The 12,629-nt window shown below is 64.1% G+C and carries 16 protein-coding genes; 5 read left to right on the top strand and 11 right to left on the bottom strand.

Annotation, left to right across the window (positions count from 1 at the left end):
- The first annotated feature begins 62 nt into the window (after positions 1-62).
- Positions 63-749, top strand: a complete 687-nt coding sequence (locus tag IRI77_RS12715; RefSeq protein WP_194452424.1) for an adenylate kinase family protein — start codon at positions 63-65, stop codon at positions 747-749.
- A gap of 64 nt (positions 750-813) precedes the next feature.
- Complete coding sequence (locus IRI77_RS12710; protein WP_194452423.1) at positions 814-1,437, top strand: GNAT family N-acetyltransferase; 624 nt, start codon at positions 814-816, stop codon at positions 1,435-1,437.
- A gap of 10 nt (positions 1,438-1,447) precedes the next feature.
- On the opposite strand, the gene IRI77_RS12705 is transcribed toward IRI77_RS12710, so the two are convergent.
- Positions 1,448-4,213 carry a glycoside hydrolase family 2 protein gene (locus IRI77_RS12705; protein WP_194452422.1) on the bottom strand — a complete coding sequence of 922 codons (2,766 nt, stop codon included), beginning with the start codon at positions 4,211-4,213 and terminating at the stop codon, positions 1,448-1,450.
- A gap of 163 nt (positions 4,214-4,376) precedes the next feature.
- Between IRI77_RS12705 and msrA the strand changes: the two genes are divergently transcribed.
- Positions 4,377-5,048 (top strand): peptide-methionine (S)-S-oxide reductase MsrA, encoded by a 672-nt coding sequence (msrA, locus tag IRI77_RS12700; protein WP_194452421.1) that lies wholly within the window; start codon positions 4,377-4,379, stop codon positions 5,046-5,048.
- Between the two features lie 55 nt (positions 5,049-5,103).
- Here msrA and IRI77_RS12695 read toward each other — a convergent pair whose 3' ends face one another.
- A complete protein-coding gene (locus tag IRI77_RS12695) occupies positions 5,104-5,640 on the bottom strand; it encodes a YeeE/YedE thiosulfate transporter family protein (RefSeq protein WP_194452420.1) in 537 nt (178 codons plus the stop codon).
- Positions 5,633-6,202 carry a YeeE/YedE thiosulfate transporter family protein gene (locus IRI77_RS12690; protein ID WP_407674115.1) on the bottom strand — a complete coding sequence of 190 codons (570 nt, stop codon included), beginning with the start codon at positions 6,200-6,202 and terminating at the stop codon, positions 5,633-5,635. The genes IRI77_RS12695 and IRI77_RS12690 overlap by 8 nt, the downstream gene beginning before the upstream one ends.
- Before the next feature lie 148 nt (positions 6,203-6,350).
- On the opposite strand from IRI77_RS12690, the gene IRI77_RS12685 reads away from it, so the two are divergent.
- Positions 6,351-7,253, top strand: coding sequence for a hypothetical protein (locus tag IRI77_RS12685; RefSeq protein WP_194452418.1), 903 nt, complete (start codon positions 6,351-6,353; stop codon positions 7,251-7,253).
- A gap of 28 nt (positions 7,254-7,281) precedes the next feature.
- Here the strand turns inward: IRI77_RS12685 and IRI77_RS12680 are convergent, their stop codons facing one another.
- From IRI77_RS12680 to IRI77_RS12660, 5 genes are all read right to left on the bottom strand, one after another.
- Positions 7,282-8,289, bottom strand: coding sequence for an NADP-dependent oxidoreductase (locus IRI77_RS12680; protein WP_194452417.1), 1,008 nt, complete (start codon positions 8,287-8,289; stop codon positions 7,282-7,284).
- A 93-nt stretch (positions 8,290-8,382) separates the two neighbouring features.
- The gene (locus IRI77_RS12675) at positions 8,383-8,538 is read right to left on the bottom strand and encodes a DUF3309 family protein (RefSeq protein ID WP_194452416.1); all 156 of its coding nucleotides are present in this window, start codon (positions 8,536-8,538) and stop codon (positions 8,383-8,385) included.
- 45 nt (positions 8,539-8,583) lie between these two features.
- Positions 8,584-8,796, bottom strand: a complete 213-nt coding sequence (locus IRI77_RS12670) for a DUF3185 domain-containing protein (RefSeq protein ID WP_194452415.1) — start codon at positions 8,794-8,796, stop codon at positions 8,584-8,586.
- A gap of 99 nt (positions 8,797-8,895) precedes the next feature.
- On the bottom strand, positions 8,896-9,075 hold the full coding sequence (locus IRI77_RS12665) for a CsbD family protein (protein ID WP_194452414.1): 180 nt from the start codon (positions 9,073-9,075) through the stop codon (positions 8,896-8,898).
- Positions 9,076-9,778: 703 nt separating this feature from the next.
- Positions 9,779-10,369, bottom strand: coding sequence for a hypothetical protein (locus IRI77_RS12660; protein WP_194452413.1), 591 nt, complete (start codon positions 10,367-10,369; stop codon positions 9,779-9,781).
- Between IRI77_RS12660 and IRI77_RS12655 the strand changes: the two genes are divergently transcribed.
- Positions 10,334-10,726 (top strand): hypothetical protein, encoded by a 393-nt coding sequence (locus IRI77_RS12655; RefSeq protein WP_194452412.1) that lies wholly within the window; start codon positions 10,334-10,336, stop codon positions 10,724-10,726. The genes IRI77_RS12660 and IRI77_RS12655 overlap by 36 nt on opposite strands.
- Before the next feature lie 105 nt (positions 10,727-10,831).
- Here IRI77_RS12655 and IRI77_RS12650 read toward each other — a convergent pair whose 3' ends face one another.
- Genes IRI77_RS12650 through IRI77_RS12640 form a run of 3 tightly spaced genes read right to left on the bottom strand, consistent with a single transcriptional unit; the run spans position 10,832 to position 12,506 of the window.
- Positions 10,832-11,635 (bottom strand): mechanosensitive ion channel family protein, encoded by an 804-nt coding sequence (locus IRI77_RS12650; protein ID WP_194452411.1) that lies wholly within the window; start codon positions 11,633-11,635, stop codon positions 10,832-10,834.
- 5 nt (positions 11,636-11,640) lie between these two features.
- Positions 11,641-11,895 (bottom strand): hypothetical protein, encoded by a 255-nt coding sequence (locus tag IRI77_RS12645; RefSeq protein WP_194452410.1) that lies wholly within the window; start codon positions 11,893-11,895, stop codon positions 11,641-11,643.
- A complete protein-coding gene (locus tag IRI77_RS12640; RefSeq protein WP_194452409.1) occupies positions 11,892-12,506 on the bottom strand; it encodes an RNA polymerase sigma factor in 615 nt (204 codons plus the stop codon). The genes IRI77_RS12645 and IRI77_RS12640 overlap by 4 nt, the downstream gene beginning before the upstream one ends.
- Positions 12,507-12,629: the final 123 nt, after the last annotated feature.

Here is a 12,629-nt window from a genome sequence, read left to right as displayed (position 1 = left end):
GCCTCACGTCGCAATTTGGATGATCAGGTGAAGAATGTCTAATGGATCGCTAGACTGGGATCATGCTGCGACTGTCAGTCGGGTGCCTGCTGGCGGTGATCGCCGGGTTGATTCTGCCTGCGGCCGAGGGCGCGCCGGCTCCTTTGGGATTGGGCCAGGTGGTAATTCTGGTGGGGCCCCCGGGCAGCGGCAAGAGCGTGCAGGCGCGGAATCTTGGCAGGAAGTACAAGGTGCCTGTCATCTCTGTCGCGGAGCTGGCACAACAAGCGATGCGCGGCCAGGGGCCGGTGCCGGGCAGCAAAGCGAGGGTGGCGAACTCCGGGGAATTACTGAGCGACGAGGCCGCGATCGAGCTGATCAGCGCGCGAGCCGGCCAGGCGGATACGGCCAAGGGCTTCATCCTGGACGGGTACCCTAATTCGGAAGCGCAGGCGAAGTTCCTCGATTCCTTCCTGAACACGCGTGCATTGCAGCCGCCGAAGGTTGTCGTTTTGGAAGTGTCGGAGGAGATCGTACGAGCGCGCATGTTGAAGCGCAAGAGCGTGGACGACACACCTGGTAACATCGACCGCCGGTTGGCGGACTACCACAGGGAAGAGAGCTTCCTGAACTCCTGGTACACGCCGCGCAACACGCTGCGGGTGGATGGAACGAAGCCGCCGAAGCAGGTCTTCGTGGAGATCGAAGAGGGCCTGGTGAAAGTGTTTGACCGCAAGGAGTTCAAAGACAGGGAAGCCGCGCCGCGCTAGACCCGCTGCCGCCGGTGGGAAGGTCCTAAGGCATCCATTCCCTGTGTCTAGGTAGGATAGATGGGTGACCTCGATTCGTACCCGGCGTCTGAATCTCAGCCTCATGCCGGAGGAGTTTCTGGAAGCCTCGGCGGCCGGCCAGTGGATTGAGGCCGCCAGAATTCTTGGGGGCACCATTCCGCCGGAGTGGTGGCTGGAACGGGATCTGGTGGCGCTACGCCTGGCCGATCTGCGGGCTGATGCGCGGTATCAGCCGTGGTCGCTGCGGGCCATGATGCACCGCGAGACCAAGGTAATGGTGGGCTTCTGCGGGTTTCATACGGCGCCGAATCCGCCGTACCTGGAGTCGTGGGCTACCGAGGCGGTGGAGTTTGGCTACACAGTCTTCCCGGGTTTCCGCAACAAGGGGTTTGCCACGGAAGCAGCGCAGGGTTTGATGCGCTGGGCCGGCCGGCAGCAGGGTGTGAAGAAGTTTGTGGTTTCGATTGCGGCCGCGAATACGCCTTCGGCGGCCGTGGCCAGGAAACTCGGCTTCTCCCGCGTGGGTGTCCGGATGGACCCCGTCGACGGGCTGGAAGAGATCTACGTTTCAGAGGCTCCGCGAGCCGGACACGGGTGGCGGGTACTGTCTCTGATCGGGGCCGCAGCGGGCAGGCGGGTGCGCCGGCCGTTTGCCGCTTCTGAGTAGCGAGCCCCGGTTAATCGACCGTCAACCGGCGGATGCCGGAATCCGGGATCGTTTCCTTCGGGTCGAACTGCGGGCCGGTGGTGTAGCGCAGCAGCGAATCGAAGAGCGCAATTGCTTCCGGATAGGCCTCGTCGAAGTGCTCGCGCAGCCGCAGGGTGGTGACCAGCAGGCGGCCCGGCCCCACTTTGCCTTCCACCGCATACGCCATGCGGGAGAGGTTCTTGGTTTTGCTCAGGAATGACGACGTGGTCCGGATGCCGCCCACGAAGGGCTGGATCCGCGCCGGCCAGTTGTCGATGGGCAGGGGGAACGCCCCGTTGATCAGATTGTAGAACTGCAGATCGGCCAGTCCGTCGTGAGGGAAGCCGGAGAGGGCCGGGTGTTCCTGAATCATGGTGCCCGCCGCGCCGCCGGAGGCGGGAAAGAACTCCACGCCGCGTCGATCCAGCGTCTGCCGCAGCATCAGCCACACGCGGCCGCCGGCGTTGAGATGGGCCAGGGCCGCGGCGTCCAGATCCTCTGTGATCAGCAGGCTCTCCGGTGTGAGCTTTGAGGATCCGGACTGCAGCCACGGATACTGGCGGTTGAGCGCGGCCAGGCGGAGGTTCGAGACCACGGGGACTGCCGGCGCGGCCGCCCGGCTGGGCTTGGGGTAGGCCCAGAATTGCCAGGTGTTCGTGTACTCGCCGTGGCGGGTGTCGAGGGTGATTCGCAATTCCAGCTTTCTCGCGGCCGAGGCGGCGCCGGCGTCGAGCAGGATGGAACCGAGTTTCGACACCTTGCCGAGTTCCGCCTCCACGCCGGAGAGCGCGGCGCCCGCGATGCGCTGGCTGCCGTCGCGCAGTTCCCAGGTGAGGCGGCCATCGTGCACGGCCTCCGCGCCATAGTTCGACACCTGAATGCCCACCTGCTTCGGTTCGCCCGCCCACAGCGTACGGTTGTCGACGCCGGCATCCAGCATGAGCAGGACGGGCGTGTTCAGCGCGCGGCCCTCTTCCGGGGTGATGCCCTTGGGTTTCCAGAAGTAATCGAACCAACCCTCCTCCCAGGAGTCGCCTTCGCCGGTACCGCCCGGGTAGTCGACGATCAGCCAGTAGTGGTAGCCGCTGACGCCGCCATTCAGGCGCACCTTTTCGATCTGGTATTTGCGGCCCAACTGCTGCAAGCGCTGGGAGTTGTGCACGTAGGCGGGGTAGATGGCTTCCAGGTGGTTGTCCGCCACCCACTTCGACTTGGCGTCGAGCCATGTGGGCAGCAGGACTCCGGTGAACTGCTGCTTCAGGCTGATATCCGGCAGGGAGCAGTAGTATTGCCCGAACTCGTGGCGCACGGTGGGCCGGTCGCCCGGCGCGCCATGGTAGATGCTGACCATGTCGGAGGGGCGCATGTCCAGGCCGTCGTTGGAAAGGATGAGAGTGGCGGGGGCCAGTTGCTTGGCCGACTTGTAGAAATCGGCGATGGAGGCAAGGAACTCCGCGCGCTCGGGTTCGGTTTTGAGCCATTCGAGGTTGAATTCGTTGCCGAAGGCCAGGCTGAGCAGGGAGGGATGGTTGCGGTAGGCCAGCAGTACGCTGTTCAATTCGCGTTTGAGGAAGTCGCGATGCGCGAAGAAGTATTGCGTGTACGCGGCGGGCAGTTCGGCCATGACCAGCATGCCTACCTCGTCGGCGGCCTCGAAATAGGCGGCCGGCGGCGTCATGGAATGGAACCGGACGGCGTTGAAGCCGAAACTCCTGGAGAGCTTCAGGCGCTCCAGGAAGATGGCCTTCGAAGAAGGCGGAAAGCCGGTGAGCACTTCGACGTTGTCATCGCCGTAACCGCGCAGATAGAGCGGCTTTCCATTTAGCAGGATTGTGCCGCCGCTGGTGGTCACTTCCCGGTAGCCGAAGCGCTGCTCCAGGCGATCGATGGCGCGGTTTTGGTCCAGCAGTTGAATCGAGGCGGTGAGCAGCTCTGGACTGTCGGGGGACCACAAGGGGAGCCGCGCGGCATCGATGTCGACCACCGCCTCCGGCTCCGCTGCGGATGAGGGGACGGGTTGGGTGGCTGCCGGCGCACCAGGCACCGTCACCCTGACGGTGAGCGGCCTGGCCTGGCCGGGGGCGTCCACGCGGATCCGGAACGACACGCGGCGGCGGCTTACGTCGGAGGTGACGAGAACCGACGAGAGGCGGAGGCGCGGTTCCGACGCGAGTTCGACAGAGCCGAAGATGCCGCCCCAGTTGCCGATGTAGTTCAGCATGCCCGTGGGCATCAGCGGCTTCTGGAGGTCGGGTGAGGCCTCAATGGCGACGGGCGGATTCTCGATCCTCAGCACGATGGAGTTGTCGCCGCCGGGACGGAGGGCGCTGCTGATGTCGAACTCGAACGGCGCGCTGAAGCCGTCGTGGCCGCCGAGTTCCACACCGTTGACGAAGAGCGTCACCCGGCGATGAGCGCCGCCCAGGCGCAGGACGGTCCGCTGGCCGGCCCAGTTGGCGGGGACGTTCACGGTGCGGCGGTACCAGGCGGTTCCTTCGAAGCTGTGGCGCAACTGCGGAGAGGCGTTGCCGAAGCCCTGGGCCTGCCAGGCGCCGGGTACGGCGATCTTTTCAGGGAACGGATCCGGGGCGGCAAACCACTTTTCCTGCAGACCGGAGTTGGCCGGGTCGAGCCGGAACTGCCAGGTTCCATTCAGGTCCAACTGCTGCCGGGCCGGCTCGGCGGCCGCCGCGCAGGGAGCCACGGCCAAGGCTGTCAGAATCGCGGCCAGATATCCGGAACGAAGACCTTCCATGCCTATTTATGACTGGTTTGAGGGACCCGGCACAACGCCGCGGCTGCCGGCGCACGGCGTTCAATCCAATGGGCTGGAATCGGCCGGCCGCCGCCGGGTACTAAAATATTCCATTCCCGAGAGGGCGGGAATTCATCTATACCCTTGGGTGATAAATGTGCGCATGGCGATCAAACCGATCCTCAGCCGGCTTCCGGCTCTCCTTTTCGCGACGCTCGCAGGCGGTGGTGCAATGGTAACCGCGGCGACCGGCAATTTCCCTGATCCCGTGGTGGACGCCAAGCCCGCCCAGGGCAAGCAGACCGCGGTGCTGGCCGGCGGCTGCTTCTGGTGTACCGAGGCGGTGTTCGAGATGGTGGAAGGCGTGGACGACGTGATCTCCGGGTACGCCGGCGGCACGAAGGACACAGCCAAGTACGACATCGTCTCCACGGGCCGCACCGGCCACGCCGAGTCGATTCTCATCACGTTCGAACCGGCGAAGATCTCGTACGGCCAGTTGCTGAAGATCTTCTTCAGCGTGGCGCACGATCCCACTTCGCTCAACCGGCAGGGCGCCGATATCGGCACTCAGTACCGCAGCGCCATCTTCTACGCCAACGAAGAGCAGAAGCACGTGGCGGAGGCCTATATCAAGCAACTCAACGACGCGCAGGCGCTGAAGAAGCCTATCGTGACGCAGGTTGTGCCGCTGGACAAGTTCTACACGGCCGAGAACTACCACCAGAACTACGCGACGCTGAACCACGAGAACCCGTACATCGTGAACGTCTCCGACCCGAAGGTGGAGAAGCTCAAGAAGATGTACCCGGGCTGCGTGCGCAAGCGGAAGTAAGGGCGGGCAGCGCCCGGGCAGGTATGATGCGGCGGCGCGAACGGGCTTCGCGCCGCTACCGCGATCGGTCCAACTGGTGGAACAGCGCCAGGGCGGCGACGGTCAATGCCGCGAGCACCGTCCAGGTGGGCACGCCCAGCAGGTCCGGTATTGTTACGGGGCCCAGATCGTACCACTTCATGATGGAAGTGGAGATGATTCCGTAGAACTCAGCGAAGACGGCGGAGCCCAGGATCATCCCGAGAATGCCAAACAGGGCATCCCGCTGCCCTTCGGCGGCGGCGGCCACGCCCGTGCCCGGACAGTAGCCGAGCAGGACCATCCCCACTCCAAACACGAGTCCGCCGATGGTGACTGCCACGAGTTGCGCCGGCTTTACGTGGAGGGTTGCCAGGCCCATTGCCTTGAGGGCGTAGACCCCGATGCCGCCCACGACTATGGCGGTGAGCATCGTCTTCAGTACGGTGAAGTCGCGCAGCAGGAACTGTCCGGCGATGACGCGGAACTTGGCGACGTGGCCCTTCTGGAGGAAGAAACCGAAGAGGAAGCCGGTGAACAGCCCCAGCAGCAGCCGTGGCGCGGATTCAGTCAAGCTCGGCCTCCTTCCCGTAGAGCAGGAACGCCGTCGCGAGGCCGGAGGCAAACAGGCAGGCGAAGAAGAGCCAGCCAGAGACAGCCAGTTGGAGCGACCCGCTGATGCCGTTGCCGCTGGTGCAGCCGCCGGCGAGCCGGGCGCCCACGGCGAGGATTACTCCGCCCACAAAGGCTGCCGCATAGCGCAAGGCCCGGGACGGCCCGAAGCGGCGCTGCCAGAGCCGTGGGACCTGCGCCTCCGGCTTGTCGCCGGACAGGCGGGCACTCACGAATGCGCCCAGGAAAATGCCTGCGACGAGCATCCACTCCCAATCCACGGCCGGAGCGAATTTCCTGAAGTAGGGGTTCGCCGCGACGTAGCCAGGGGCGATGGTCTGTTCCACCATGCCGGCGGTTTTGGCCAGGGCCGTGGAGACTCCTAGCGGACGGTCGGCCGTAACGAAGGCAAACCAGGACAGCATGCCGATCAGGCTGCCAACGGCGTAGGGCGACCAGCGGCGCCGGCTCAGGAAGCTCATCAGTTCTCTTTCCTCCGGGTAAAGGCGGGATCCGGGCGGAATTCTCCGGCCTGCAGGGAGAGATGCAGATGATGCGGCCTGGTGACAGGCGGTGCCCTGATTTGGGGTCTAGCGCGCCGGCATTGCTGGGGTTGACGCTGAATTGCGGTTGGCCCGTGCCGGAGGTTCCCTTTCGGTGGAAACTGGATTCATGGCATCCACTGACTGGGCAGCGCTACTCGACCAGGGGGAGTTCTCGGCGGCGCTCGATGCATGGCGGGCCGGTTTCGCCGCCTCCGCCGATTCGCTGGAAGCCACCTGGGCGCGAGCCGAGATCGAAGAACGCTGGGGCGATTCGTTCTTCTTTGCACGACAGGCGGGCGCCTCGGCTCACTTCCACGCCGCCCTGGGTGCCCTAGTCCCGCAAGGCATGATGTTCACCTCTCTCGAGGAGAACGACCGCCGCATGGAGGCGCATGGCCGGGTGATGAACAAGCTCTATGCCGTCGACGGTTCGGGCCTGCCGCGGCCTGGCAACGATGGCGTGCCGCATCCCAATGCCAAGCTCGCCAGCCCGCCGCCGCGGCGCGTGACGGTAGCTGAAGCTCCGGAGATCGTAGAACGGCGCGCGGCCGTGCTGAGAGCCCGCGCCGAGAGGAAGCGGCAGGAGTTGCCCGCCGCCGCGCTGTTTCGCGACGCCGGGCATTGGCAGCATCACCTGTTGGGCCAGATGTGGAGCGATGCGGGCCACGCACTGGCTGTGGACCTGCCCGACGAAGCGCGCAGTGCCTACACCTGGAGCCAGCACTACTTCGAGCTTTACAACGCGGCCTGGAGCGCCAATCTGCCGGCCTCCCGCTGGGATTCCGACGGGGGACAGGAGATTATGGAGGTTCAGGAGGCGGTGTCAGCCCTCGGAATCCGCACCTCGGAGATCGACTGCCCGGCTTGGATCGATGCCTTGTTGGATGGGGGATGGCAGGAGGCTCTCGCCGCTCTCGGTGCCCAGGTTCCGCCGCCGGAATTCCAGACTCTTGCGAAGATCCTGGCCGCCATCTGCCAGGCCGCGGGCGAGGAAGAGAGGGCCGCCCGCTTGCTTGCGGCCAAACCGTGATCCGGGAAAATCCAGCTGTGTCGGCTCCTCAGAGCCGCACTAATGCCTTGCCGGTGTTCTCGCCACGGAACAACCCGATGAACGCCTTCGGCGCGTTCTCCAGCCCGTCGGTAATTGTTTCCTCGTTCCGCAGGCGGCCTTCTTTCCACCAGGTCGCCATCTGTTTCCGGCCTTCGGGGAACCGGGCGGCCCAGCGCGTCACGATGAAGCCTTCCACCCTGAGTTGCTTCACCAGAATCTCGGTGAAGGGGCGCTGTCCCACGTCCTTCGACCTGTCGTTATATTGGGAAATCTGACCGCACACCGCTACGCGGCCCCGGAAGTTCATCAGTGTCATTGCGGCGTCGGTCAATTCTCCGCCGACGTTGTCGAAGTAGCAGTCGATGCCGTTCGGGCACAGCCGCGCCAACGCTTCGGGATACGGTTGGTCGGTGCGGTAGTTCAGCGCACCGTCAAAGCCGAGCGACCGGATGTATTGCACCTTGCTGTCGGTCCCCGTGGTGCCCACTACCTTGCACCCGAGAATCTTCGCGATTTGTCCTACCGCTGAACCGACGGCGCCGGCCGCGCCGGATACCAGTACGGTTTCGCCGGCCTTCGGGGCGCACAGTTCGGTGAGGCCGAAATAGGCGGTCATGCCCGGCATGCCCAGAACCCCAAGGGCAGTCTGAATCGGGGCCTCTGCCGGATCGAGCCGGAGGACCTTCTCCGCTTCCACTGCCGCGTAATCCTGCCAGCCCCACATGCCGGTGACGAAGGCACCCACGCCGATCGCCGGATGCCGGGACTCGATCACCTCACCCACGGCTCCGCTTTCCATGACGGATCCAGTCAGGATGGGATCCACATAGGACCGCCGGCCGGTGATGCGGCCACGCAAATAGGGGTCGACGGAGATCCAGACGGAGCGGACCAGCAGGCCGCCGGTGGGGCAGGTGGGCAGTGCCGCCTCCTCCAGCAGGAAATCCGATTCCAGCGGCAGCCCCACCGGTACGGCGGCCAGGACAATTCGTCGATTGCGGTCAGGTAGAGGCATAAGTCCACACTACTCTGATCGACGCGTGGCGCAAGCCCGCGGGCGGGGTGGCCGCCGTCCTGAAGAGAGTGGCGGCCAGGGCGCAGTCACCCGTTACCTGAGCATGCCGAGAAGGTAGAGAATCAGAACCAGCAGGAGGATGGTGCCCAGCCCGATGCCGGCTCCTCCGCCATAGCCCCAGCGGCTGTGGCCATAGTATCCGCCCCCTCCACCGAGGACCAGTATCAAGAGAATCAGCAGGATCAACATACGGCAGTTTCCTTTCCAACAATCACCGGCGCTCGGCCGGATTTTTCACTTGGGCTTCGATACGACTACCAGAGCAATACCGCCGATCAAGGCCGCGGCGCCGGCAATCGGGGGCAGTGGGACGCTGTGGGTCTTCTCTCGTGTTGCCTCAATTGGGCCGAGATCAACTACCTTTTCTTTCGTCGTATAACTGAAGCCTCCCCACGCGAGGCCGATCAGGCCAAGCACAATCAGAACGGCTCCCAGAGTTCTCTGCATAGTGGTCTCCTTTTGCGGCGGTGTTGTGCAGCGGCGGCGCCCTTCTGCCTGGAGCGGACTCCAGGCTACGTCGCCGTCCGCTGCACTGGTCTCAGCAGCCTACTTCTCGAATACCTTCTGGATCTGGCCGGCCTTCTTCTGGATCTTTCCGGCGACCTTTTCGCCTTGGCCCTCCCCCTTCAACTTAGGGTTGTCGGTGAGTTCGCCGACCTTCTCCTTGACCTTGCCTTTGACCTCGTGGAATTTTCCTTCAATCTCGTTCTTCGTGCTCGAATTCATGGCGTTCTCCTTATGAGGTTTGCCTTCTGGCTCCGCCGTGTTCCCAGCGGCTGGCCGTGAAGGGTCAATACATGCACCGGAAGCGGATGCTGACTATGCCGGTCCTCCGGAATCAGCCAGTTGTTGGCTGGTCTGACATCGGCGCGGCGTTCGCTGCCCGGCCGCCTCAAACAGGCGCGGCGAAGGCTCAATGAGCAATCAGCCCCAGTGGGCAACGCGGTCACCGGTATCGCTCCAGCACACCGCGTCTGCGCTCTTCTTTGCACTTCGAGGTCCAGGCCGCCAAGGCAGTCAAACAGGCCTCGCAATGGCCGCAACCGGCGCGAAATGGAGGGGAAACCGGGCCATAGCGGACAATGCTGCGCGGCAAATTCTACCCACTCCGCAATTCCGGCCGCTCCAGGGCCGCGGCGGCCAGAAACTTTGACCGCTCACTCGCCTTCTGCCCCCTCAGGAGGCGGGTTCTGCAGGTCATCACGAGCGGGCCCACGCCAGCATGGCGCGTGTCCATCCAATCGGAGGCAGGGGCGTGAAGGGCAATCGGCTGGTGCGATTGGGCTTCCCAACGCCAGCCAGATTCATGGAATCGCCGGTGTTGACCGCATATGGTCAACTGACCGTCCGGCGTTAACCGCCCTCCTGCCGCCCTTGGCGGGAACAATCCACCGTTCGCTAAACCCATGGCCTGCTGTCGGCTCGACGTCTACCCCCTCTTCGGCCCTCGACGTGCCTTCCCCAAAGGTGAACGAACGTTGTAACGGAGACACGGACAATGCAATTCGAACGAGTCACGGTCATTGCCGGATTGATTCTGGCGCTGGGCTGCTGCCATCCGGCCCAGGCGCAGCCAGGGCAGCAGGAAAAAGAAGCAAAGCCGGAGAGGCAGCAGGACAAGCAGCAGCGTGGTGGGCCTCCAGCACAGCAGCAGAGGGGGAAAGAGCCGCCCCAGGGGCGGGAGCAGGGCCAGCCGGCGCGTAGACCGGATCAGCCGGCGCAGGCGCCCCGGGCCCAGGAGCAGCGGCAACAGCGAGCCCCGGAGCCTCAGCAGCGCGGCGGGGAACAGCGCCAGCAGCAGCAGCGGGCCCAGGAGCAGCAGCGGCAACAACAGCAGGATCGGGCCGGCGAACAACGCCAGCAACAGCAACGGGGCCAGGAGCAGCGGCAACAGCAGCAGCAACAACAGCGCATCGGCGAACAGCGCCAGCAGCAACAACGAGCCCAGCAGTATCAACAGCAGCAGCGGACTCAGCAGCAGGCCATGTCCTGGCAACAGCAGCGCGGCTGGCAGAGGCAAGGCGCCTGGCAGGGGCAGGCCACCTGGCAGCAGGGGCGTGCGCAGAACTGGGCGAACGAGCATCGTGAGTGGGGGCAGCGCGGAGGCTATGGCGGCTACTACATTCCGCAGGATCGCTTCACCCTCAGCTTCGGCAGCCAACATTACTTCCGCATACGCCAGCGCCCCGTCATGTACATGGGCTACCCGCGATTCCAATACGGTGGGTTCTCATTCATGATGCTGGACCGGTATCCGGAGTATTGGGCCGAGAACTGGTACGACGATGACGACGTGTACATTGACTACGACGACGGGTACTACCTGTATAACCGGCGGTATCCACGTGTCCGGCTGGCCATCACCGTGGTTCTGTAACCGATTGACCGAGGGAGCCGGAATCCCGCCGCCATTTGGCGCGGCGGGCGGCGGTTGTGAGGTTGCAGGCGCAGGCAAGCCGGAGCGCCGCTGCCGGTGCGAAGCCTACTGCTTTGTCACGTGATCCAGAATGTTCGAGTTCGAGATTGTAGTCTCGCCGCTTTCCGATTGCAGGACGATGTGGGTGGCCGTGATCGCGCGCAGCACGCCTTGCTGGCCGGCGATCTCCAAGGGTTTCCCCATTGTCAGCACTTTGCGCGCATAGAACCCGGCGGTGATGTTGCGAATGATATCGCGTGTCCCCAACCCAAAAGAAAGGCCGAAGGCCAGCGACGCGCCGCCCAGTACCAGCCCGGTGACGATGCGCACAATGTCGGTGTCGATCTTCAACTGCGCGATCGCCATCATGGCGCACACGAATAGGATTGCGCCCGAAACCAGCTTGCCCAGTGCCGGTGCAAATTCGATGCCCGAACTCTCAGCCGACTGGCTCACCATCTGGCCCACGAACTGCCCCACGGTGCTGCCGAGGATCAGCAGCACCAGGGCCGCGAAGATATTCGGCAGGTAAGCGAAGAATGCCCCGATCGCGCCGGAGATCGCATCCAGGCCCAGGGCATCGCCCGCCGTACGGGCCAGCACCAGCAGGATCAGAAAGTAAGTGAGCCGGGGCAGGAGGATCGTCAGCTCCTGGCGGATCCCAATTCTGTGGATCGCCTGGTCGATGCCCGCCTTGGCTACCAGGTCGTCCAGCCGCATCCGCACCAGGGCCTTGCGCAGGATGCGCTCGATCAGCTTCGCGACGAGCAGCGCGGCGGCGGCCAGAAGAATGCCCACGACGACCTTGGGCGCCGCGGCGATGATGGAATCCAACAGTCCGCCAAAAGCCTGTACCAGCTTATCCTTCACGGCAACTACTCCTTGTCCTTGCCCGCCGTCTTCACGACGTAGCCCAGCAATCGTGCCATCTCGAGCAGTGTCACCTTCGGCAGGTGCCACGAGTAACCCGCCACTTGCGCGGCCGTGGTCCTGCGGTGGATGCTCCTGCGGACCTTGGCGGTGAAGGCCGGGGAGGTCTCCATTTCCTGATCCCTCAGCGCCTGGATTGGCTCCCCTGTCTCCTGATCGATGGGTGTGCCGCCGGCCTGGTTTCCGTCTTCCGGATTCATTGTTTTCCCCTCCCTGCCGCCGCGGCCTCTTCCACCGCATACCGGAACCGGAACAACTCCCGCGCGCGCTTGATGCGCATCTTCACGGCGGAAAGTCCGATGCCAAGCGAAGCCGCTATCTCCTCATAGGAGAGTTCGTCCATATCGCACATCACCAACGGGATTCGAAGCGTAGCTGGCAGGGAGTTCAGGATCTCTCCAATCCGCTGCCGCTGCCCTTCCTCTTCCAATTTCCGTTCGGCGTCCGCCGGAACCTGCAGCTTCTCATGCGCCTCCATGACCTCGTCATCGATGGAGAGCGAATCTTTGCCGCCGCGCTTCTTCAGGTGATTCAGGCAGTGATGAACCTTGATTCGCTGCAGCCAGTGACGGAAGGTCGAGCGCCCCTCAAAGGTCCGCAGTGCGAAGAAGGCCTTCACGAATACTTCCTGCGCGAGATCTTCTGAATTGTTCTCATCGCGCGTCAAAAACCGGCAGTCCGCCAGGATCCGCTTCTGGTACAGCTCGATCAACTGCTCGAATGCCCGCAAATCCCCCTCGGGCGCTGCCCGTACAGCCCGCAACAGCTCCTCATCGCGGTCTTCCGTCTCCTGCCTGGACTCATCCGCCATGCGATGAGCATCTCACAACTTCGGGCGCCGCGGCTCACAGCGAAGGCGCTGTCTTCGTGCCCGGAATTGCTCGCATGCCCTGTCTTTGGCGGCTCCGGGGCGCTTCAACTCGCTGAAACAACA

The sequence above is a fragment of the Paludibaculum fermentans genome (assembly GCF_015277775.1).
Classification (GTDB): domain Bacteria; phylum Acidobacteriota; class Terriglobia; order Bryobacterales; family Bryobacteraceae; genus Paludibaculum; species Paludibaculum fermentans.
The sequence above is the reverse complement of the archived record's forward strand: the minus strand, read 5'-3'. Positions and strand labels throughout refer to the sequence as shown.

Bases quoted from the DNA above. Each gene is read 5' to 3' on its own strand.
- IRI77_RS12665 (WP_194452414.1), bottom strand. From the start codon at position 9,075: ATGAATTCGAGCACGAAGAACGAGATTGAAGGAAAATTCCACGAGGTC.
- IRI77_RS12645 (WP_194452410.1), bottom strand. From the start codon at position 11,895: ATGAATCCGGAAGACGGAAACCAGGCCGGCGGCACACCCATCGATCAG.
- IRI77_RS12705 (WP_194452422.1), bottom strand. From the start codon at position 4,213: ATGGAAGGTCTTCGTTCCGGATATCTGGCCGCGATTCTGACAGCCTTG.
- IRI77_RS12715 (WP_194452424.1), top strand. From the start codon at position 63: ATGCTGCGACTGTCAGTCGGGTGCCTGCTGGCGGTGATCGCCGGGTTG.
- IRI77_RS12640 (WP_194452409.1), bottom strand. From the start codon at position 12,506: ATGGCGGATGAGTCCAGGCAGGAGACGGAAGACCGCGATGAGGAGCTG.
- IRI77_RS12675 (WP_194452416.1), bottom strand. From the start codon at position 8,538: ATGTTGATCCTGCTGATTCTCTTGATACTGGTCCTCGGTGGAGGGGGC.
- IRI77_RS12655 (WP_194452412.1), top strand. From the start codon at position 10,334: ATGTCCTGGCAACAGCAGCGCGGCTGGCAGAGGCAAGGCGCCTGGCAG.
- IRI77_RS12680 (WP_194452417.1), bottom strand. From the start codon at position 8,289: ATGCCTCTACCTGACCGCAATCGACGAATTGTCCTGGCCGCCGTACCG.
- IRI77_RS12670 (WP_194452415.1), bottom strand. From the start codon at position 8,796: ATGCAGAGAACTCTGGGAGCCGTTCTGATTGTGCTTGGCCTGATCGGC.
- IRI77_RS12685 (WP_194452418.1), top strand. From the start codon at position 6,351: ATGGCATCCACTGACTGGGCAGCGCTACTCGACCAGGGGGAGTTCTCG.
- msrA (WP_194452421.1), top strand. From the start codon at position 4,377: ATGGCGATCAAACCGATCCTCAGCCGGCTTCCGGCTCTCCTTTTCGCG.